Origin of the sequence: Rahnella inusitata, assembly GCF_018288855.1 — a bacterium.
Taxonomy (GTDB): Bacteria; Pseudomonadota; Gammaproteobacteria; order Enterobacterales; family Enterobacteriaceae; genus Rahnella; species Rahnella inusitata.
This window is the reverse complement of the sequence record NZ_CP065024.1, coordinates 3,591,938-3,610,579: the sequence shown is the minus strand read 5'-3', so window position 1 is coordinate 3,610,579 and position 18,642 is coordinate 3,591,938. Positions and strand designations below refer to the sequence as shown.

14 protein-coding genes are annotated in these 18,642 nt (G+C 55.3%); 10 read left to right on the top strand and 4 right to left on the bottom strand.

Going from position 1 to position 18,642, the window contains the following annotated elements; translation table 11 throughout:
* Positions 1–13 precede the first annotated feature (13 nt).
* Both betA and I2123_RS16945 read left to right on the top strand, forming a co-directional pair.
* Entirely contained in the window at positions 14–1,699 is a 1,686-nt protein-coding gene (gene betA, locus I2123_RS16950) for a choline dehydrogenase (protein WP_112166509.1), read from the top strand.
* Positions 1,700–1,801: 102 nt separating this feature from the next.
* Positions 1,802–2,260 (top strand): GNAT family N-acetyltransferase, encoded by a 459-nt coding sequence (locus I2123_RS16945; protein WP_213051078.1) that lies wholly within the window; start codon positions 1,802–1,804, stop codon positions 2,258–2,260.
* Positions 2,261–2,518: 258 nt separating this feature from the next.
* On the opposite strand, the gene I2123_RS16940 is transcribed toward I2123_RS16945, so the two are convergent.
* Both I2123_RS16940 and ompC read right to left on the bottom strand, forming a co-directional pair.
* Positions 2,519–3,325 (bottom strand): 5'-nucleotidase, lipoprotein e(P4) family, encoded by an 807-nt coding sequence (locus I2123_RS16940; protein WP_112166505.1) that lies wholly within the window; start codon positions 3,323–3,325, stop codon positions 2,519–2,521.
* A 212-nt stretch (positions 3,326–3,537) separates the two neighbouring features.
* Positions 3,538–4,647 carry a porin OmpC gene (gene ompC / locus I2123_RS16935; protein WP_112166503.1) on the bottom strand — a complete coding sequence of 370 codons (1,110 nt, stop codon included), beginning with the start codon at positions 4,645–4,647 and terminating at the stop codon, positions 3,538–3,540.
* A gap of 323 nt (positions 4,648–4,970) precedes the next feature.
* Here ompC and dinG point away from each other — a divergent pair, with 323 nt between their 5' ends.
* Together dinG and ybiB are read left to right on the top strand one after the other, a co-directional pair.
* Positions 4,971–7,145 carry an ATP-dependent DNA helicase DinG gene (gene dinG, locus I2123_RS16930; protein WP_213051077.1) on the top strand — a complete coding sequence of 725 codons (2,175 nt, stop codon included), beginning with the start codon at positions 4,971–4,973 and terminating at the stop codon, positions 7,143–7,145.
* Positions 7,146–7,173: 28 nt separating this feature from the next.
* Entirely contained in the window at positions 7,174–8,136 is a 963-nt protein-coding gene (ybiB, locus tag I2123_RS16925) for a DNA-binding protein YbiB (RefSeq protein WP_112166499.1), read from the top strand.
* A gap of 140 nt (positions 8,137–8,276) precedes the next feature.
* On the opposite strand, the gene nfo is transcribed toward ybiB, so the two are convergent.
* Entirely contained in the window at positions 8,277–9,143 is an 867-nt protein-coding gene (gene nfo, locus I2123_RS16920; RefSeq protein ID WP_112166498.1) for a deoxyribonuclease IV, read from the bottom strand.
* 89 nt (positions 9,144–9,232) lie between these two features.
* Positions 9,233–10,333, bottom strand: a complete 1,101-nt coding sequence (locus I2123_RS16915) for a YeiH family protein (RefSeq protein ID WP_213051076.1) — start codon at positions 10,331–10,333, stop codon at positions 9,233–9,235.
* A 203-nt stretch (positions 10,334–10,536) separates the two neighbouring features.
* On the opposite strand from I2123_RS16915, the gene yieE reads away from it, so the two are divergent.
* The 6 genes from yieE (at position 10,537) to cirA (ending at position 18,560) form a co-directional block, all read left to right on the top strand.
* Positions 10,537–11,409, top strand: coding sequence for a DNA-binding transcriptional regulator YeiE (yieE, locus tag I2123_RS16910; protein WP_112166493.1), 873 nt, complete (start codon positions 10,537–10,539; stop codon positions 11,407–11,409).
* A gap of 131 nt (positions 11,410–11,540) precedes the next feature.
* The gene (locus tag I2123_RS16905) at positions 11,541–13,031 is read left to right on the top strand and encodes an amino acid permease (RefSeq protein ID WP_112166491.1); all 1,491 of its coding nucleotides are present in this window, start codon (positions 11,541–11,543) and stop codon (positions 13,029–13,031) included.
* Between the two features lie 232 nt (positions 13,032–13,263).
* A complete protein-coding gene (locus I2123_RS16900; protein ID WP_213051075.1) occupies positions 13,264–14,427 on the top strand; it encodes an ABC transporter substrate-binding protein in 1,164 nt (387 codons plus the stop codon).
* A 45-nt stretch (positions 14,428–14,472) separates the two neighbouring features.
* The gene (locus I2123_RS16895) at positions 14,473–15,555 is read left to right on the top strand and encodes a FecCD family ABC transporter permease (protein WP_112166487.1); all 1,083 of its coding nucleotides are present in this window, start codon (positions 14,473–14,475) and stop codon (positions 15,553–15,555) included.
* Positions 15,555–16,391: an ABC transporter ATP-binding protein gene (locus I2123_RS16890; RefSeq protein WP_213051074.1), complete on the top strand. Its 837-nt coding sequence runs from the start codon at positions 15,555–15,557 to the stop codon at positions 16,389–16,391. The genes I2123_RS16895 and I2123_RS16890 overlap by 1 nt, the downstream gene beginning before the upstream one ends.
* A gap of 195 nt (positions 16,392–16,586) precedes the next feature.
* Positions 16,587–18,560, top strand: coding sequence for a catecholate siderophore receptor CirA (gene cirA / locus I2123_RS16885; protein ID WP_112166483.1), 1,974 nt, complete (start codon positions 16,587–16,589; stop codon positions 18,558–18,560).
* Positions 18,561–18,642 lie beyond the last annotated feature (82 nt).

Genomic DNA, 18,642 nt, shown 5'->3' with positions numbered 1-18,642 from the left:
AGAGGAGATTTCAATGGATTACGATTACATCATCATCGGTGCTGGTTCTGCCGGCAACGTACTCGCCACCCGCCTGACCGAAGACAGCAGCGTCAGCGTGCTGTTACTCGAAGCCGGTGGCCCGGATTACCGTCTGGATTTCCGCACGCAGATGCCTGCGGCGCTGGCGTTCCCGTTGCAGGGGCGTCGTTATAACTGGGCGTATGAAACCGATCCGGAACCGCACATGAATAACCGCCGCATGGAGTGCGGGCGCGGTAAAGGTCTGGGCGGATCGTCACTTATCAACGGGATGTGTTACATCCGGGGTAACGCGATGGATTTCGACAACTGGGCGACAGCGCCGGGTCTGGAAGACTGGAGTTATCTCGACTGTCTGCCGTATTTCCGAAAAGCGGAAACCCGCGATATCGGCCCGAACGACTTCCACGGCGGCGACGGTCCGGTCAGCGTCGCCACACCGAAAAACGGCAATAACCCGTTGTTTGAAGCCATGATTGAAGCGGGCGCGCAGGCTGGATATTCCCGGACTGACGATCTCAACGGTTACAAACAGGAAGGTTTTGGGCCGATGGACAGAACCGTGACGCCCAAAGGCCGTCGCGCCAGTACCGCCCGAGGCTATCTGGATCAGGCCAAACCGCGCGCCAACCTGACTATTGTCACGCACGCACTGACTGACCGGATCCTGTTTGAAGGCAAGCGCGCCGTGGGCGTCAGCTATTTCAAAGGCGACGACTACAATGCCAAAACGGCTAATGCCAAACGCGAAGTTCTGCTGTGCAGCGGGGCGATTGCCTCTCCGCAGATCCTGCAACGCTCTGGCGTCGGTGCGGCAGAGTTGCTTAAGCGTCTGGAGATCCCGGTAGTGCATGACCTGCCGGGGGTGGGCGAGAACTTGCAGGATCATCTGGAAATGTACCTGCAATACAGCTGCACGCAGCCGGTGTCGCTTTATCCTGCGCTGCAGATGCACAACCAGCCCGCGATTGGCGCCGAGTGGCTGTTCAAAGGCACCGGCGTGGGCGCAAGCAACCAGTTTGAAGCGGGCGGGTTTATCCGCAGCCGTGAAGAGTTTGCCTGGCCGAACATTCAGTATCACTTCCTGCCGGTGGCGATTAACTACAACGGCAGTAATGCGGTGAAAGAGCACGGTTTCCAGGCACATGTCGGTTCGATGCGCTCACCAAGCCGCGGTCGGGTGCAGGTGAAATCGAAAGATCCGCGTCAGCATCCAAGTATTTTGTTCAACTATATGGCGACCGAGCAGGACTGGCATGAGTTCCGTGATGCAATCCGTATCACCCGTGAAATCATGGCACAACCGGCGCTGGACCCTTACCGTGGCCGCGAAATCAGCCCTGGTGAACACGTCCAGACCGATGAAGAGCTGGATGCGTTTATTCGCGAACATGCGGAAACCGCGTTCCATCCGTCGTGCACCTGTAAAATGGGCACGGATGACATGGCGGTGGTCGACGGCGAGGGGCGCGTTCATGGTATTGACGCCCTGCGTGTGGTGGATGCTTCGATCATGCCGCAAATCATCACTGGTAATCTGAACGCCACGACGATCATGATCGCCGAAAAAATTGCCGATAAAATCCGTGGTCGCCAGCCGCTACCGCGCAGCACGACGGAATACTTCACCGCAGGCGATTTGCCCGTGCGCACTGAGCCGATGAAGAAAACCGCCTGAAGCCTTTCATAAGGCATGATAAAAAGAGATATCCTTCGGGGTATCTCTTTTTTTTTTGCAGCCAGCAAGCTGCGTTTTCAGGCAAAGGCGGGGCAGGCATTCATGACCGAATCTTCATCTATCGACTGGCAGGACTATCACCATAGCGAACTGACCGTGCAGCAGCTTTACGCCATTCTGGCATTGCGCAGTGAAGTGTTTGTCGTGGAACAGACCTGTGCGTATCAGGACATCGACGGTCAGGATCTGACCGGTGAAAACCGCCATATCGTCGCGTGGCTCGACGGTAAACCGGCGGCCTATGCGCGAATTTTGCGCCATGAAGAAGGCGTGGCTATCGGGCGGGTGATTGTGGCACCTTCGGCACGGGGTCTGAAACTCGGCTATCAGCTGATGGAGCGGGCACTGGTTTCGTGCCAGAAAAACTGGCCAGATATTCGCGTGGCGATTTCTGCGCAGGCACATTTAGAAGGGTTTTACGGGAAGCTGGGGTTTGCAGTGTACACCGGAGTGTATGAGGAGGATGGGATACCGCATGTGGGGATGGAGTTGATTGTTTAATATCAACGTTAACGTCAAGACCCTGGGCTCGCCGCCCCCTTAAGAATCCCGGGACAGCTCCCTCCTCTGCGAAGGGGAGGGTTGGGGTGGGGTATTAAGGTCAAATCCAAAAGTTGAAATGTTTCAACAAAGGTATCGCTTGCAATACCCCCTCCCGTCCTCCCCCTTCGCAGGGGGAGGAGCAAACCAGCTCGGTTTCGGCGCAGAAAGTGATGTGTTCACGGCAACCGGATAAATCTGCCAGCTTTCTAAAAGCGATTATTTCCCGCTCCACGCCTTCAAATTCTGATCCCTGACCGATAATTTCTGCTCCGGTGTCAACTTATTGTAGTCCTTCGCCAGTCCGCTCTCCCAGTCACCGTACAGCGGGTTAGGCAGAACGATGTATTGTGTGCCGAACTGCTGGTGATTCTGGTTCACGAAGGCGCGACGCTGGGCGTTATCTTTGTGATAAGTCGCAGCGCCGAAGTCGTTCAGGTTATCACCAACGAATAAGACGATGTGATAACCGGCGGCTTTGATGGAGTCAAAACGCACCTGCTTGTTTGAAGTATCAGAGCTCAGCAACATGGTTTGGTCATTCGCGCCGGTGAAGCCCAGACGGTTCATGTTGTCCAGCGTGGCGGCGTATTCGCTGGTTTTACGGTTGGACACGTAGAACATCGTGCCGCCGTGAGAGTTCACGTAATTAGCAAATTCCACTGCGCCAGGAATTGCGGTCGCCTGACGTGCTGCGGTCCACTCTGACCAGGTTTTGCTGTCGAATGGCTTGTTCGCTTTGACTTGCCACGCACTGTACGCGCTGTTATCAAGCATGGTTTCATCCAGATCCACCACCACGGCTTTCTTCTGGCCTGCCAGCGGCTGTGCCTGATCAAACGCCATTTTCGCGGTGTTGAATGCCTGATAGGTCAGCGCCTGATATTCACCTGACTGCTGGAACCAGTTCAGTGCCATCACCGACTGATCGTTCAGTTTTTGCTGAGCATCCGTTTTCTGCTGCGCACAGCCGCTCAGAGCCAGCATGATTAAGGCACTGGTGGTACAAAGCGAAACTTTATTCATTGGTTATCCCTGTTTTTGTTAAGAGAAGTTCTCATTCGTAAAATTCTCTGAAACTTTAGCAGATTCAGCGTGATGCGAAAGCGAAAAAGGCGAATTACGCGAGATGTGCCGTAAAACAACAAAAACAAAAAAGGCCGGAGGGTGAGTCCGGCCAAAAAAATCAAGACAGAGAATAAAACATCGAATAATAATGAGGTGTAATTTGACTTAAATCAGAACTGATAAACCAGGCCAACAGCGGTGACGTCGTCGTTATTCAGACCCAGTTTATTATCGTCATCCAGTTGGTTGATTTTATAATCAACATAGGCTGACATATTTTTGTTGAAATAATAGGTTGCGCCCACGTCGAAATATTTAACCAGGTCAACGTCGCCGATGCCTTCAATATCTTTCCCTTTAGTCTGAACATAACCCAGAGAAGGGCGCAGGCCGAAGTCGAACTGATATTGTGCTACTGCTTCAACGGTCTGGGTTTTATTAGCAAAACCGCTGCCTGCCGGTGCGCCTGCAATACCAGCCGGAACGGTAATAGCAATCATATTACGGGTTTCAGCATACATAGCGGCTAAATAAACACCGTTTGCATCGTATTTCATACCGCCAGTCCATGCGTCGGCTTTATCGCCTTTGCCATAGGCTGAGTTGCTCTGGCCGGTAGTGCGGTCAGAAGAAGCGTATGCGCCACCGAAGCTCACGCCGGTATCGCCCAGTGCGTAGGTGGTGGAAAGTGCATAACCGTCGCCGTTCGCCGTGCTGCTGCTGCGACCGTCGTTTTCGTTTTTACCCTGATACTGAAGCGCTACGTTCAGGCCATCAACCATGCCGAAGAAGCCACGGTTACGGTAAGTGGCCACGCCGTTGGTACGGCCGGTCATGAAGCGGTCAGCCTTGGTGTAACCGTCGCCGCCGAATTCAGGGAACATATCGGTCCATGCTTCGACGTCGTACAGTGCGCCGTAGTTACGGCCATAGTCGAAGGAACCGTACTGGCCGAATTTCAGACCCGCAAAGCCCAGACGGGTTTTGGTGCCGGTAGTGCTTGGGGATTTGCTGTCGGATTCGGCATGGTTGGCCATGACGTTATATTCCCACTGGCCGTAACCGGTGATCAGGTCGTTAATTTGCGTCTGACCTTTAAAACCGAAACGGACATAACTCTGGTCGCCATCGTTGCCCGGCGCATCAGAGAAATAATGCAGACCTTTTACTTTCCCGTACAGGTCGAGTTTATTGCCGTCTTTATTATAAATTTCTGCTGCGTGTGCGCCTGATGCAATCAATAAACCAGGAATTAAAAGTGCCAGAATATTACGTTTCATGAATTTTTACCCTGCATTCTTATTTAAAAGCTTTTGGTGGAAAGCTTTATATGAAGTCTTGTGGAAAGACGCTAATCATCATTTTTGCTATGCATTCCGTGTGAGCTCGGAATTTTCTCAGCGAAGGTTTTTTACCGTAGATTTGTGATCAATTTATGACAAACAGAAATGAACTTTTCTTTTTTTTACAAGTCCTCCATTTTTTAAACGGAAAGTGACAGGGGGAAAATAGTGCTGCCGGGCGATTTCGGGCTGCGTCTACAGCCGGTCTGTGGGACAATAGCCGCCACACTTCGGTCACGACCCCCAACAAAAAGAGATGCATGGCGCTTTCCCCCGCAGTAAAAAATCAGATCAGCCAGTGGTACAAAGCCCTGCAAGAACAAATCCCGGATTTCATTCCCCGTGCTCCGCAACGACAAATGATTGCAGAGGTGGCGAAGGCGTTCTCGGGGGATTCTGCAAGGCATCTGGCCATTGAGGCGCCGACCGGCGTCGGGAAAACGCTGTCCTATCTCATCCCCGGCATCGCCGTCAGCCGCGAAGAAGAAAAGCCGCTGATTGTCAGCACCGCCAACGTTGCGTTGCAGGATCAGATTTACAGCAAAGATTTACCGCTGCTGAAAAAAATCATTCCGGATCTGAAATTTACCGGCGCGTTTGGCCGTGGTCGCTATGTCTGCCCGCGTAATCTGGCGGCGATGAGCAATGAAAATGCGCAGGGCGATCTGGGCCTGTTTCTCGGCGACGAGCTGGCGCCTTCCAGTGGTGAAGAACAGAAGCTGTGCAAAACGCTGGAAACCGCGCTCTCGCGCTACGAGTGGGACGGGCTGCGCGATCATTACAAAAAAACCATCGACGATCCGCTGTGGATTAAAATCAGCACGGACAAAGCCAACTGCCTCAGCCGCAACTGCCATTATTTCCGTGAGTGCCCGTATTTCGTGGCACGCAAAGAGATAGAAAGTGCTGACGTGGTGGTCACCAACCACGCGTTAGTGATGGCCGCGCTGGAGTCCGAATCGGTGCTGCCACCGGCGAAAGATCTGCTTCTGGTGCTCGATGAAGGGCATCACCTGCCGGAAGTCGCGCGCGACGCGCTGGAAGTCGATGCCGAAATCACAGCGGTGTGGAACAACCTGCAACTGGATAATTTTGTGCGTCAGATTGAGCAATGTCTGGCGCTGTTCACCCCAAAAAATCCGCCGCCGCTGACCAACGCCGAGCGTCTGCACAATCACTGCGCAGAGATGCGCGAACTGCTGCTGCTTATTGAGCAATCGGTCAGTCAGTATCTGCCAGCGGATGAACCGGAAGCGGAATACCGCTTTGAGCTGGGCGCACTGCCGCCGGAGCTGACCGAACAGTGCAGCCGCCTGTTCAAACTCACCGACGGCCTGCGCAGTCTGGCGGAATACATGGTGAACGATCTCAGCGAGAAGACCGGTAAGCACGATATTATGCGTCTGCACCGCGCGATCCTGCACATGAGCCGTATGCAAAGCTATCTCGAAACCATGAGCAAACTGTGGCGGCTGGCGGCGCTGGATAAAGCCTCCAATGCGCCGATTGGTAAATGGGTCACACGGGCATATTTCGATAACCAGACGCATCTGGTGTTCCACTGTGCGGGCATCCGCGTAAGCGATCAGCTGGAAAAAATGCTGTGGCGCAAGGTGCCGCACGTGGTCATCACCTCCGCCACTTTGCGCTCTCTGAACAGCTTCTCCCGCCTGCAGGAAATGAGCGGCCTGAGTGAAAAAGCCGGTGATCGATTTGTCAGCCTGGATTCGCCATTCAATCACGTCGTGCAGGGAAAAATTGTCATCCCGCAGATGACGCTTGAACCAGTGATGGCCAACGAAGCGGCGCATTTGCAGGAGATGGCTGATTTCTTTCGCACTGAGCTGGCGAAAGGGCTGCATACCGGCCAGCTGGTATTATTCGCCAGTAACCGCGCCCTGCAACAGTTTGTCTCCCTGCTGCCGGATTTGCGCCTGATGCTGCTGGTGCAGGGCGATCAGCCGCGCTACCGGCTGGTGGAAGAGCACCGCAAACGCGTTGGCGAAGGCACCACCAGCATACTGATTGGCCTGCAATCTTTCGCCGAAGGGTTGGATCTGAAAGGCGAATTGCTGACGCAGGTGCATATCCATAAAATCGCCTTTCCTCCGGTCGACAGTCCGGTGATCCTGACCGAAGGCGAATGGCTGAAAACGCTGAAACGCTATCCGTTTGAAGTGCAAAGCCTGCCGAGCGCATCGTTTAATCTGATCCAACAGGTTGGCCGATTAATTCGCAGCCACGAATGCACCGGTGAAATCGTGATTTACGATAAACGTTTACTGACCAAAAGTTACGGTTCGCGCCTGCTGGCTGCGTTGCCGGTGTTCCCCATTGAGCACCGCGAAATGCCTGAGCCGGGGTCAGTTAAGCGGCCAGATAGGCTCAAAACGGTAAAGAAAGATCCGGTTCGCCGCCGTGCGCGCCGCCGCTAATGATTTGGACAGATAAGGTAACGGTACGATGGATTACACCAAACTCATCAAAGAAGTCGGGCGCGGAAAAAATCACGCCCGTGATTTAGACCGGGATCAGTCGCTTGCGCTGTATCGCGAGATCCTCGCTGGTGACGTGCCGGATTTACAGCTCGGGGCTTTGCTGATCGCGTTTCGTATTAAAGGCGAAGCGGAAGAGGAAATGCTCGGTTTTTATCAGGCGATGGAAGAGCGCGTCATGCGCCTTCAGGCACCGGCGGATCGCCCGCTGCCGGTGGTGATCCCGACCTACAACGGTGCGCGCAAGCAGGCGAATCTCACCCCGCTGCTGGCCATTTTACTCAGCCGACTCGGCCTGCCGGTCGTGGTTCACGGCGTCGATGAAGATCCGACCCGCATTACCAGCGCCGAGATTTTCCGCGCGCTGGGTATCGAAGCCGCACACACCCAGGAACAGGCACAGCAGCAACTCGACGCAGGCACCGCGCCGGTATTTATCCCGGTTTCTGTGCTGTGCCCGCCGATCGATAAACAACTTTCGCTGCGCTGGCAGATGGGTGTGCGAAACAGCAGCCACACGCTGGCGAAACTTATCACCCCGTTCATCGGGCAGGATTCCCTGCGATTATCGAGCGTTTCGCACCCGGAATATATTCAGCGTGTTTCTTCCTTCTTCCGCCAGATCGATGGCCGGGCCTTGCTGACGCAGGGCACCGAAGGGGAAGTGTATGCCAATCCACAGCGGTTCCCGCAGACTCATCTGATTGTTGCAGGCGAGCAGCAGGTGCTGGCTGAAAAGGAAGAAATATTCGGCTCCGATACGCCGGGAACGAAAGATGTCGCGGCGACGGCTGCGTTTATTCAGGCATGTCTGAATGGCGAGCGGGATATCCCGACGGCGATTCTGACACAGGCAGCCTGCGTGCTGGTCGGTTGCGGTGTTTCAGGGGATATGATGGAAGCACGGCTGCTGGTTGATCAATTGTTTTAATCCCAGACCGGGGATTGGGGCGGGGTATTAAGGTCAAATGAATATGTTGAAGCGTGCTTTAACAAAGGTATTGCCAGCTATACCAACTCCCGACCTCCCCCTTTGCAGGGGGAGGCGCGAAGGTGCATTCTTTATTGCGATCACGCCGCGGCGTCATCCGCCTCAGCAGTCTGCTGCGCCTTTAACCACGCGATTTCATCCGCCCAAATTTCCGGGTTCACCGTCTCCAGAATCATTGGGATCCCATCAAATCTCGCATCCCTCATGATCCAGCCAAACACGGTATTCCCAATGTTGCCTTCGCCCAGACTGTGATGGCGGTCGACGCGGCTGTTAAATTCGCTTTTCGCATCGTTGAGATGCATCCCGCGCAGATACTCGAAACCGACCACGTCGCTGAAATGACGGAACGTGTTTTCACACTCTTCGACGGTGCGCAGGTCGTAGCCGGCGGCGAAAGCGTGACAGGTATCGATACAAACGCCGACGCGGCTTTTGTCTTCCACGCCGTCAATGATTTTTGCCAGATGCTCAAAGCGGAAGCCCAGGTTGCTGCCCTGACCGGCGGTGTTTTCGATGACCGCCGTGACGCCTTTGGTTTGTGACAGTGCGATATTCAGCGATTCGGAAATACGCTCGAGGCATTTATCTTCGTCGATCTGCATCAGATGGCTGCCCGGATGGAAGTTCAGCAACGAGAGCCCAAGCTGTTCGCAGCGTTGCAGTTCGTCGAGGAACGCCTCGCGGGATTTCTCCAGCGCTTCTGTGACCGGATGGCCGAGATTAATCAGATAGCTGTCGTGCGGCAAAATCTGGTTGCTCTGGTAACCGTATTTTTCACAGGCGGCTTTGAATTTTTCGATGACGTCTTCCGGCAACGGTGCGGCTTTCCACTGACGCTGGTTCTTGGTGAAAAGCGCAAAAGCCGTGGCTTCCAGCTCGTGCGCCCTCAGTACGGCCTGATCCACGCCGCCTGCCGCACTGACATGTGCTCCGACAAACTTCATTTTTGCTCCTCAGTTATTCATCGCGTTAATAGGTGGATGATAGCGCCTCCGCGAAGGAGGCGCAGCACTGAAGTGTAAAACCCGCAACATCAGCCAAAAAGATGTTGCACCAGTTGGTTGATCCCCGCGCCGCCGGCAATCAGCCAGACGAACAGAATCGCGGCCAGCAGCATCGGTTTCAGGCCTGCCTGACGCAGCGCGCTGATGTGTGTGGTCAGGCCAAGCGCCGCCATTGCCATGGCCAGCAAAACGGTATCAAGCGTGATAAGCGCCGGGATCCAGCTGTGCGGCAGAATATCCAGCGAGTTAAACGCCGCCACCAGAATAAACAACAGGGCAAACCATGGGATGGTGATGTTGCGCATCCCGGATGCCTGACCGTCTTCCTGTACACCTTTGCGACGGGCGATCCAGCCGGACAACAGCAGCAGGAACGGCGCCAGCATCATCACGCGGATCATCTTGGCGATCACCGCCGCGTTTTCCGCCTCGGGGCTGACACCCTGACCGGCGGCCACCACCTGCGCGACCTCATGCACCGTCGAACCGGTGTAAATCCCGAACTGTGACGCCGTGAAGTTCAGCCAGTGATAATGCGCGTTTAGCTGCCACAGCCACGGATAGAGGAAGATGGCCGCGGTGCCGAAAATGACCACCGTCGCGACGGCGACCGTCACTTTCTCAGCTTTCGCATTGAGCACCGGCTCGGTAGCCATCACCGCCGCAGCGCCACAAATACTGCTGCCCGCGCCGATTAACATCGACGTGTCGCGGTCTAACTTAAATACCCGCTGTCCTAGCCAGCAGGCGAGGGCGAAAGTGGAGCACAGCATGGTGGCGTCAATCAGGATACCGGTCGCACCGACATCGGCGATCTGCGCGAAAGTAAGGCGCAGGCCGTAAAGGATAATGCCCAGACGCAGCAGGCGTTGTTTCGCCAGCGTCACGCCTTCGTCACACCAGGGTTTCGCCGTCGGGTAGACCGTGTTACCAACCACCATGCCGATGACAATGGCCAGCGTCAGCGCGCTCAGACCCAGATGGTTCAGTGAGGGAAAATCGCTCAGCCAGACCGCCAGGGCGGTGATCGCGCCGGTCAGCACCAGGCCGGGCAGCAGGCGGCTGAGCCACGTTGTTTGCGGGCGGTCGTGTTTCGCCTCGCCAGGGTGATTGAGCTGAAATGTCTTCATCGTCCGTTTCCTTGTGAGTGAGAGACAACAGGAGTGATGAGACAAGGCTACGCCGCCCTTATATAAAAATGAAATTGATTATAACTTTATAACCTATCACTAAAACTGGTATAAGAAGGAAGGTTGAAAAGGGCGGGCTGACCAAAGGTCTATACTGATAATAGAAAGCGCGTCGTCAGGCGTGTGAAGATAGCGGGACATTTATGCACATTACATTGCGACAACTTGAAGTCTTCGCCGAGGTGCTGAAAAGCGGTTCGACCACGCAGGCATCGGTTGTGCTTTCATTATCACAATCTGCCGTCAGCGCGTCGCTGGCCGACATCGAAAGCCAGCTCGGCGTACAGCTGTTTGACCGCGTCGGAAAGCGGCTGGTGATCAACGAACATGGTCGCCTGCTGTATCCAAAAGCGCTGGCGCTGCTGGAGCAGGCGGGTGAAATCGAGCGTCTGTTCAATCACGATAACGGCTCGCTGCGCATCGGCGCGAGCAGCACCATCGGTAACTACATGCTGCCGGCGATGCTGGCGGAATATCGTCTGGATTTCCCCGACACGCCGCTCGAACTCAACGTCGGTAATACTAACGACGTGATTAACGCCGTCGCGGATTTCCGCGTCGATCTGGGTCTGATTGAAGGGCCGTGTCAGATGCCGGAGCTGATTACTCAACCCTGGCTGGATGATGAGCTGGTGGTATTTGTCGCACCGGAGAATCCGCTGGCCAGTCAGCCGGTAACGCTCGAAGCGCTGGCTCGCGAACCGTGGATTTTACGCGAGCGCGGATCCGGGACGCGCGAAGTGTTGGATCACCTATTGCTGCCGCAACTGCCGGATTTCAATCTGGTGATGGAGCTTGGGAATTCTGAAGCGATCAAACACGCAGTGCGCCACGGGATAGGCATCAGCTGCCTGTCGCGGCGCGTCATTGCCGAGCAGCTGAGCAGCGGATCCTTGGTGGAAATCCGCCTGCCGGTCCCGCCGCTGGTGCGCAAACTGTACCTGATCCATCACCGCCAGAAACACATCTCCAGCGCGTTATCGCGGTTTTTAACCTACTGTCGGGAATCGCAATAACAGTCTTTCGCTAATGATCGGCGGCCAGTTATGAAGGTGTCTTATAACAGGTCGTTCCTGCTATTCAGAGCGGCAGGTTTTGCTACAATCCGCGCTTAAATTTTAGAATGACGAGCGGATATAGGGAAAACATGGCTCAACAACCTACAAAAACTACGCAGGTGGCACCCACACTGCGTCGCGAGCTGAAGGCACGTCACTTAACGATGATCGCCATTGGCGGCTCAATTGGTACAGGGTTATTCGTCGCCTCGGGCGCGACGGTGTCACAAGCAGGACCGGGCGGCGCGCTGCTGTCTTACGCACTGATCGGCATCATGGTGTACTTCCTGATGACCAGCCTCGGCGAACTGGCCGCATTCATGCCGGTCTCCGGTTCCTTCTCCACCTATGGCTCCCGCTATGTAGAAGAAGGCTTTGGTTTCGCGCTGGGCTGGAACTACTGGTATAACTGGGCGGTGACCATTGCGGTGGATCTCGTGGCCTCGCAGCTGGTGATGAACTACTGGTTCCCGGACACGCCGGGCTGGATCTGGAGCGCCTTGTTCCTCAGTTTGATCTTCCTGCTGAACTACATTTCCGTTCGCGGTTTCGGTGAAGCCGAATACTGGTTCTCACTGATCAAAGTGGTCACTGTCATCATCTTTATCGCCGTCGGCGTGCTGATGATCACCGGTATTATGCGCGGTGGTGAAACGGCGGGCTGGCACAACTGGGCTATCGGCGATGCGCCGTTTGCAGGCGGGTTTGCCTCGATGATAGGCGTGGCGATGATCGTCGGATTCTCCTTCCAGGGGACTGAGCTTATCGGCGTCGCGGCGGGCGAATCTGAGAATCCGGCCAAGAATATTCCCCGCGCGGTGCGCCAGGTGTTCTGGCGTATCCTGCTGTTCTATATTCTGGCAATTCTGGTCATCAGCCTGATCATTCCTTACACCGACCCGAATTTGCTGCGTAACGAAGTCGGCGATATCTCCGTCAGCCCGTTCACGCTGGTCTTCCGCAACGCCGGTCTGCTGTCCGCCGCCGCGGTGATGAACGCCGTGATCCTGACCGCCGTGCTGTCCGCCGGTAACTCAGGCATGTACGCGTCCACCCGTATGCTGTTCACGCTGGCCAGCGAAGGCAAAGCGCCGCGTATGTTCGCCAAACTGTCGAAAGGCGGTGTGCCGCGTAACGCGCTTTATGCGACGACCGTCGTTGCCGCGCTGTGCTTCCTGAGCTCAACCTTCGGGAATCAGACCGTCTACCTGTGGCTGCTTAACACGTCAGGCATGACCGGCTTTATCGCCTGGCTCGGGATTGCTATCAGCCATTATCGTTTCCGTCGCGGCTACGTGTCTCAGGGACGTGATCTGAAAGACCTGCCGTATCTGTCTGGTTTCTTCCCGTTCGGTCCGGTATTCGCCTTTGTGTTGTGTCTGATTATTACACTCGGCCAGAACTATCAGGCCTTCCTGAAAGACACCATCGACTGGTACGGCGTCGCCGCGACCTATATCGGCCTGCCGCTGTTCCTGATCATCTGGTTCGGTTACAAGCTGACGAAAGGCACGAAAGTGGTGAAATACAGCGAAATGGAATTCCCAAAATACGTCGAAACCAAAAGTAACGACAAATAACGGGATTTGCGTTTTTCACGCGGTCATCAAGGCGGAGCTTCGGGTCCGCTTTTTTTATGCCTATACTTCCTTTTCCTTCGCCCGGCAGCGTAATGCTTTGTTACCTCAGTCTTGTTTCACTGCGCGCCATCCATCTGTACCCTTTATGGGTTATGTAAACTGCATTGATAATCGTTATCATTTCTTTTATTGTTAGCGCCTCTTCAGGGAAACGTAAAGGAATCGGAAGAAGATGAATTATCAGCAGAATTTGGTAAGCACTCGCGTTGCAGGAGGCATTTTTGCACTGGCAATGGGCGTCATGAGTTTTGGTGCGCAGGCCGTCACGGTGACCGATATCACCGGGCGAACCGTCACGGTGCCGGATGATGTTCAGCGTGTGGTGCTGGGAGAAGGGCGTTTGTTCTTCGCTGTTTCCCTGCTGGAAGGGCAGAAACCGTTCGACCGCATTGTTGGCTGGCAGGGCGATTTCCGCAAATTAGATCCGCAAACCTATGCCACCTATCAGGTTAAATTCCCGCAGATCGACAAAATCCCGCTGATTGGTAACACCAGCGCCGACAGCATCAGCCCTGAAAAAGTGCTGACGCTCAATCCGCAGCTGGCGATTTTTGGTTTGTCGGGGCACGGTCCGGGCAAAGAAAGCGCGCTGGTCACGCAGTTGCAAAAAGCCGGTGTGCCGGTCGTCTTTGTTGATTTCCGCACCTCACCGCTGAAAAATACCCTGCCGAGCATGGAATTGCTGGGCAAAGTCCTGAACCGCGAAAAGCAGGCGCAGGATTACATCGCGTTTTATAAAGACAACATCAAACGCGTTACCGATGTGACCCAAAACATACCCGAGCAGGATAAGCCAAAAGTGTTCATCGAACTGCGTGCGTCTACCGCTGATGAATGCTGCCGTTCTGCCGGAAAGGGCAACATGGGTGATTTTATCGATCAGGCGGGCGGTGTGAACATCGCCAAACCGCTGTTGCCGGGGCCGCTGGGACTGGTCAATCTTGAAAAAGTGATCGCCGCGCAGCCGGACGTTTATCTGGTCAGCGGTGGCGGCAAACCGGCCAACGCGGGCGATTCGGCACCGACCGGTCTGGTGCTTGGCGCACAGACCACGCCGGAGCAGGCCCGCGCCAGTCTGACACCGCTGTTGCAGCGTAAAGGCATCAGCACGCTGAAAGCGGTGGAAGAAGGCCGCAGTTTTGGCATCTGGCACAATTATTACAACTCGCCGTATAACGTGCTGGCGGTTCAGGTCTTTGCCAAAGCGTTTTATCCGCAGAAGTTTGCGGATCTCGATCCGCAGCAAACCCAGAACCAACTCTATAAGCAGTTCCTCGCCGTGGAGCCGACGGGCACCTACTGGACGGACGCAGTTAAACCGGAAAGCGGGAAGTAAGTTATCCTGCTGTAAGTTTTTACGTTGATGAGATTGAAGCAAAACATGAGTGCAACCACCGAACCTGCGCTGACGGCGAAAGCCAATGCCGACAACAGCGTTATGGGGCAATACCAGAATATCGTACGCCGCCGTTTGTTCATCATGCTTGTCCTGGTGCTGGCGATTGTCGTCTCACTGGTGATTGATTTCGTGATGGGGCCTTCGGGGTTGTCACTCAGTACGCTGTGGAAAACCTTGTTTGATGCGGCCGCCGCCGATCCGGGCACGCGGGTAATCGTCTGGGATATTCGCCTGCCGTATGCGCTGATGGCGATTGCGGTGGGAATGTCTCTTGGCCTCGCCGGTGCCGAAATGCAGACCATCCTCAATAACCCGCTGGCCAGCCCGTTTACGCTCGGCGTGTCGTCCGCAGCCGCCTTTGGCGCCGCGCTGGCGATAGTCCTTGGCATCGGTATTCCGGGCGTGCCCGATCAGTGGTTTATCTCCGCTAACGCCTTTATCTTTGCACTCCTCGCCGCGCTGATGCTCGATGGCATCACCCGCTGGACACGCGTCGCCAGCTCAGGCGTGGTGTTGTTCGGTATCGCGCTGGTCTTTACCTTTAACGCACTGGTTTCGCTGATGCAGTTCATCGCCACCGAAGACACCCTGCAGGGTTTAGTCTTCTGGACGATGGGCAGTCTGGCGCGTGCATCATGGGTGAAACTCGGGGTGATGATGTTCGCTTTCCTCATTTTGCTGCCGTGGTCGATGATGAGCGCGTGGAAGCTGACGGCGCTGCGTCTGGGTGAAGACCGCGCAGTCAGTTTTGGTATTGACGTGCGCCGTCTGCGCCTCGGCACGCTGTTGCGCATCAGTATTCTTTCCGCACTGGCGGTGGCGTTCGTAGGGCCGATTGGCTTTATCGGTCTGGTCGCGCCGCACATAGCTCGCCTGATGTTTGGTGAGGATCACCGCTTCTACCTGCCGGCCAGTGCGCTGATCGGCGCGCTGGTGCTGTCGATGGCTTCTGTTGCGTCGAAAAATCTGGTGCCCGGCGTCATCATTCCGGTCGGTATTGTCACCTCGCTGGTCGGCGTGCCGTTCTTCCTGAGCATTATTCTTCGTCATCGGGGGAACGTCTGATGTCTGCCATGCTGGAAACCCCTTCTCAGGAACTCCTGAATGCCGCCACGCAAGGGCTGCAAATTCGCGATTTCAACGCCGGTTATCCGAAGCGCCGGGTTATTCGTGACCTCAATGTGCCGATGCTGCCGCGTGGCAAAATCACGGTACTGCTGGGACCGAATGGCAGCGGTAAATCGACGCTCCTGCGTTCGCTGGCGGGGCTAAACCGGGCGGAAGGGCAACTGATGCTCGATGGCCACGATTTGATGCCGATGCCGTTCGCCCGCCGTGCCGAGCAGGTGGTCTATCTGCCGCAAACTCTGCCTGCCGGTGTGCATCTTCACGTACTGGAATCGATTATCGTTGCCCAGCGTGCGTCTGGTGGAAAAGGCAAAGCGGCGGAAGGTACCGATAAAGTGATGACGCTGCTGCGACAGCTCGGCATCGAACATCTGGCGCTGAGCTACCTCGACCAGCTCTCCGGCGGGCAGAAACAGCTGGTCGGTCTGGCGCAGTCTTTAATCCGCCAGCCCTCGTTGTTACTGCTCGACGAACCGCTCAGCGCGCTGGATCTGAATTATCAATTCCACGTGATGGATCTGGTGCGGCAGGAAACACAAAAACGCAATATCGTGACCGTGGTGGTGGTGCATGACATCAACATCGCGCTGCGCCACGGTGATCGTGTTTTGATGCTCAAAGACGGGCATCTGATCGCCGATGGCGAACCCGAGGCGGTGATCACCGCCGACAGTCTGGCGCGCGTTTACGGCGTGCGCGGACGTATTGAACGCTGCTCGCAGGGAACGCCGCAAATCCTCATCGACGGACTGGTAGGCGACCCTTCGATCTAAATCGTAGTCAGATGAAGTACTAAAAAACGGACGCAGCCAAAGTAGCAGCGTCCGCCTTTCACATTGTGAGCCTGAAACTAAAAACAAAATCCTGATCATCCGGGCGATTTCGTTCGCACTTTTTTTACCGGATTGACGGAAATGCATTGCAACGTCCCGCACTGACGGGGTTGTTTTATCTCATGGAGAGAAGAAATGGTTAAGGTTAAATTCACACCGGCGATCAAAGCCGGGTTAGTCGCACAGCTGTTTGCCGCCGCGTTTCCTGTGATGGCAGAAGACACAACCGAAGTAAAAGAAAAAGAAGATCAGATGGTGGTAACTGCCTCCGCCGTCGAACAAAACCTTAAAGACGCGCCGGCGAGTATCAGCGTGATCACCCGCGAAGATCTGCAAAAGAAGCCGGTGCAAAATCTCAAAGACGTCCTCAAAGATGTGCCGGGGGTGCAGATCACCAACGAAAGTGACAACCGACAGGGCGTCAGTATCCGTGGTCTGGGCAGCGGTTATACTCTGATTCTGGTGGATGGTAAGCGCGTGAACTCCCGCAACGCCGTCTTCCGTCATAACGATTTTGATTTAAGCTGGATCCCCGCCGAATCCATCGAGCGCATTGAAGTGGTGCGCGGGCCGATGTCCTCGCTGTATGGCTCCGACGCGCTGGGCGGCGTCGTCAACATCATTACCCGTAAAGTCGGCAAAGCCTGGCACGGAACGGTGAGCGCCGATACAACCGTGCAGGAACATCGCGATCGCGGCGATACGGGCAATGGCAACGTGTTCGCCAGTGGCCCGCTGATTGACGACCTGTTAGGCGTGAAGGTCTACGGCGCGCTGGGCAAACGTGAAAAAGATCAGGCCAGTTCCGCAAGCGGCAGCACCGGCCAGCCGCGCATCGAGGGTTACACCTCGCGCAACGCTAACGTCGAATTTTCACTGACGCCGGATAAAGATCAGGACATCACCTTTGGCTACGGCATGGACCGTCAGGACAGGGATTCCGATACGCTGGATAAAAACCGTATTGAGCGCGAAAACTACTCGCTCGGGCATAACGGGCGCTGGGGATTAGCCAATACCGAACTGCGTTTCTACGGTGAAAACATCGAGAACAAAAACGCCGAAACGATCACGTCGAAAAACAACTCTCTTGACGGCAAAGTGGTTATTCCGTTGGGCGAATACAATCAGCTGATGACGTTCGGCGGAGAATACCGCAACGATAAGCTGGAAGACGGCGTGAACATGAAAAACGGTGGCAGCACGCAGGCCAATCAGTACGCGCTGTTCCTTGAAGATGAATGGCGGATTTTCGAAAGTCTGGCGCTGACCGGCGGCGTGCGTATGGATGACCACGAAAATTACGGCGTTAACTGGAGCCCGCGTGCCTATCTGGTTTACAACGCCACTGACACCGTGACGCTCAAAGGCGGCTGGGCATCGGCTTTCAAAGCGCCATCGCTGTTACAGCTTAGCCCTGACTGGCAAAGTGCATCCTGCCGCGGCGGTTGTAACGTAGTCGGCAGTAAAGATCTGAAAGCGGAAACCAGCGAAAGCATCGAGTTCGGCCTTTACTACGCCGGGGAAGAAGGACTGCTGGAAGACGTTAACGCCAGCGCGACGGTGTTCCAGAACGACATTGATGACATGATCACCGTTATTCGCACCGCCAATAAAAACCTGGCACCGACTTACCAGAATTTCGTCGGCTTCGACGCCAGCGGCAATCCGATCTTCAAATATTACAACGTGAACAAAGCGCGAATTCGCGGTCTGGAAACGGAAGTCAGCCTGCCGGTCGCCGAGGCATGGAACCTGAAGCTGAACTACACCTACAACGACGCCCGCGATCTGAGCAACGGCGGCAACAAACCGTTATCCGATCTGCCGTTCCACACCACCAACGCCACGCTCGACTGGAAACCGTGGGACGCCTGGAGCTTCTACCTTTCTGCCAACTACAAAGGCAAAAGCCGCACCGTCACCGACGGCAACCCGACGCCGGGTGGCTACACTGTCTGGAACACCGGCGGGTCGTATCAGGTGAATAAGGCCGTGAAAATCCGGGCCGGGGTGTTGAACCTCGGCGATAAAGATCTGAATCGGGACGATTATAGTTATAACGAAGATGGACGGAGATATTTCGCCGCTGTCGATTATAGTTTCTGATTTGCAGGAGGCCGCTGTAAGGGCGGCTTAGTAAAACAGTGCTAGGACAGCTCCCTCTCCTGCGAAGGGGAGGGAGCTGTCA

Bases quoted from the DNA above. Each gene is read 5' to 3' on its own strand.
- ompC (WP_112166503.1), bottom strand. From the start codon at position 4,647: ATGAAACGTAATATTCTGGCACTTTTAATTCCTGGTTTATTGATTGCA.
- I2123_RS16895 (WP_112166487.1), top strand. From the start codon at position 14,473: ATGAGTGCAACCACCGAACCTGCGCTGACGGCGAAAGCCAATGCCGAC.
- I2123_RS16905 (WP_112166491.1), top strand. From the start codon at position 11,541: ATGGCTCAACAACCTACAAAAACTACGCAGGTGGCACCCACACTGCGT.
- I2123_RS16890 (WP_213051074.1), top strand. From the start codon at position 15,555: ATGTCTGCCATGCTGGAAACCCCTTCTCAGGAACTCCTGAATGCCGCC.
- yieE (WP_112166493.1), top strand. From the start codon at position 10,537: ATGCACATTACATTGCGACAACTTGAAGTCTTCGCCGAGGTGCTGAAA.
- betA (WP_112166509.1), top strand. From the start codon at position 14: ATGGATTACGATTACATCATCATCGGTGCTGGTTCTGCCGGCAACGTA.
- I2123_RS16900 (WP_213051075.1), top strand. From the start codon at position 13,264: ATGAATTATCAGCAGAATTTGGTAAGCACTCGCGTTGCAGGAGGCATT.
- dinG (WP_213051077.1), top strand. From the start codon at position 4,971: ATGGCGCTTTCCCCCGCAGTAAAAAATCAGATCAGCCAGTGGTACAAA.
- nfo (WP_112166498.1), bottom strand. From the start codon at position 9,143: ATGAAGTTTGTCGGAGCACATGTCAGTGCGGCAGGCGGCGTGGATCAG.
- I2123_RS16940 (WP_112166505.1), bottom strand. From the start codon at position 3,325: ATGAATAAAGTTTCGCTTTGTACCACCAGTGCCTTAATCATGCTGGCT.
- I2123_RS16945 (WP_213051078.1), top strand. From the start codon at position 1,802: ATGACCGAATCTTCATCTATCGACTGGCAGGACTATCACCATAGCGAA.
- cirA (WP_112166483.1), top strand. From the start codon at position 16,587: ATGGTTAAGGTTAAATTCACACCGGCGATCAAAGCCGGGTTAGTCGCA.
- I2123_RS16915 (WP_213051076.1), bottom strand. From the start codon at position 10,333: ATGAAGACATTTCAGCTCAATCACCCTGGCGAGGCGAAACACGACCGC.
- ybiB (WP_112166499.1), top strand. From the start codon at position 7,174: ATGGATTACACCAAACTCATCAAAGAAGTCGGGCGCGGAAAAAATCAC.